Below are 1,998 nucleotides of genomic sequence, written 5' to 3'. Positions count from 1 at the left end.
CGGATACCGTCCTCGGTCACCTCGGTGACCTTGATGCCGCATCGGATCTGCACGCCCAGCTTGATCAGCAGGTGTGCCGAGGCGCGCGCCATGTGCTCCGGAAGAGCAGGCAGGATGCGCGGCCCCGCCTCGACGATGGTGATGCGGATCAGCCTTTCGAAATCGATGTTGTCGAGATTGTGCGAGGCGATTTCCCGCATTGACTTGTGCAGTTCGGCCGCCAGCTCGACGCCGGTCGCTCCAGCGCCGACGATGACGCAATGGAGCTGACCGGGCGACAGCTGCTCGTATTGCGCGTTGGCACGCAGGCAGGCGTCAATCATGCGCCTGTTGAAACGGGAGGCCTGCTCCGCCGTATCGAGCGCGATTGCATGGCGAGCCGCTCCCGGCGTGCCGAAATCGTTGCTGACGCTGCCGACGGCCAGCACCAGCGTGTCATAGCCAAGCACGCGCGGCGGTATGATCTGCCTGCCGTCGTCGTCGAAGCTGGGCGCTACAAAGACCTGGCGCTTGGCACGATCGATGCCGACCACCTCGCCGATGCGGTATCGATAGTGGTTGCGGCTTGCATGGGCGATGTATTCGACCGCGTCGTGCGATGCGCTCAAGGCGCCGGATGCAACCTCATGCAGAAGCGGCTTCCAGATATGGGTGCGACTGCGGTCGACCAGCGTGACCGAAAGGCGACGTTTGCCGAACTTGCGGCCGAGGCGCGTTGCCAGTTCCAGCCCTCCCGCGCCGCCGCCGACAATGACCACGCGATGCAGCGAACTGTCCTTGTGCGAGGGCGTCTCAGGGATCGTGCGAAAGAGCGCTGCGTTGTTGGCAAGCACCGCTTCCGGAATGAGCCTCATGCCCGGAGTCATGATCTGCATCGGAATTCTCCGTTCCTTCCGACCACGCTCACTTTTGGGATTCGTGAATGACGATGCCTTGCAGCATGTCGACGTCGCATTCCCACGGCTTATCCGCCAGCACACGCTGCCCATGCTCATATCCAGCCTGCCAGCGCGTGCGGATGCCCGAGCGGGTGAAGTCGATGTCCTTGGTGTGGTCCTCGCCGTCGAGGCGCGGTGAAAGCAGCCGGACAAGGTGCATCACCGAGGGGCAGCCATAGGATGCCAGCTCCTTGAACATCGGATCCTCGCGACGCTCCTCGGGGACAAGCTTTCCCATTTCGCGAACGACATGCCGCAGGCGATGCAGTTGCTCCTGCCGCGCCACGTGGCTCCGGCCGCGGCTGGCGTATTGGAGGTCCTTTTGCCTCCCCATCACCTGCCAGATCGATTTCGGCTCGGTGGCGCGGGGCTGCCACATGTTGACCGCGAAGATCAGAGCGTCACGCCGCGGACGCGCGTCCAGCACGACCTCGATCGGCGTGTTCGAATAGATGCCGCCATCCCAGTAGGGCTCGCCGTCGATGCATACGGCCGGAAACGCTGGGGGCAAGGCGCCCGATGCCATGATATGCGCCACCGACAGCGTCATCTCGCGCGTGTCGAAGTATTTGAGTTCGCTGGTGTTGACGTTGACCGCGCCGACCGTCAGCCGCGTGTGACGCCCGTTGAGATAGTCGAAGTCGATCAGATTACCCAGCGTCCTCTTGAGCGGATCGGTGGTGTAGTAGGATGCGTTCTCCACACCAACCTCGCGATTGACCCCGAACATGGCGCTTGGGTTCGGCTCGAAGAAACCCGGTATGCCACGCATCACGGTGCCCATGTTGGCGAAGATGTTGCTCGGAATCATCATCCGGAAAAACTCATCGAACGGGCTGCTCCGGCTGACGCCGTCCCAGAACTCCTGGAGTCTGGGCAGGCGATCCCCGGGCTCGTTTCCGGCAATCAGCGCGGCGTTGATGGCGCCGATCGACGTGCCGATGACCCAATCCGGTTCGATGCCGCCTTCGACAAGCGCCTGATAGACGCCGGCCTGATAGGCGCCGAGCGCGCCACCGCCTTGAAGGACAAGGACGGTCTGGCGTTTGGACTCACCCTG

General features: G+C 63.1%; 2 protein-coding genes. Both read right to left on the bottom strand.

Going from position 1 to position 1,998, the window contains the following annotated elements:
• Positions 1 to 875, bottom strand: an 875-nt coding sequence (locus AC4FWB_RS33950) for an NAD(P)/FAD-dependent oxidoreductase (RefSeq protein ID WP_491030576.1), incomplete at its 3' end; no start/stop codon positions are given.
• Positions 876 to 903: 28 nt separating this feature from the next.
• The coding region (locus AC4FWB_RS33945) for a patatin-like phospholipase family protein (RefSeq protein WP_491030575.1) at positions 904 to 1,998 on the bottom strand (1,095 nt) is incomplete at its 5' end.

Source organism: Mesorhizobium sp. LEGMi-168a (genome assembly GCF_058312955.1).
Note: the sequence above shows the minus strand (reverse complement) of the source record. Positions and strands in the feature narration are given on the sequence as shown.